Here is a 335-nt window from a genome sequence, read left to right on the forward strand (position 1 = left end):
AGCTTTAGCGGCGCACACCATATCGGTGCTGCCGGTACGTTGAGCGTCGGTCAAGCCAGTAATCTCGGCGCTTCAACCGCTACTGTGAATCTGGATACCGCCACTTCCCATCTGGTGCTGAACGGCCTTAGCGGCGCGGTTGCCAATGCCCTCAGCGGCGTGACGGATTCGACTGTTGATATCAACAATGGTGCGAATGTGTCGCTGACCGGCAATAACAGCGGCTTCCTCGGTCAATATGCGCTGTCGGACAGCAGTAAATTGACGGTGGCCTCAACCAATAATTTGGGGGCCGCCTCCTCTGTGGCCCTGGCGGGCGCACAGGATATTCTGGC

At 57.9% G+C, this 335-nt stretch carries 1 protein-coding gene; it reads left to right on the forward strand.

Going from position 1 to position 335, the window contains the following annotated elements:
• Positions 1-335 (forward strand): hypothetical protein (locus V1952_RS22630; RefSeq protein ID WP_420075647.1); only part of this gene is annotated, 335 nt, incomplete at both ends.

The sequence above is a fragment of the Yersinia sp. 2542 StPb PI genome, from assembly GCF_048593855.1.
Taxonomy (GTDB): domain Bacteria; phylum Pseudomonadota; class Gammaproteobacteria; order Enterobacterales; family Enterobacteriaceae; genus Yersinia; species Yersinia enterocolitica_E.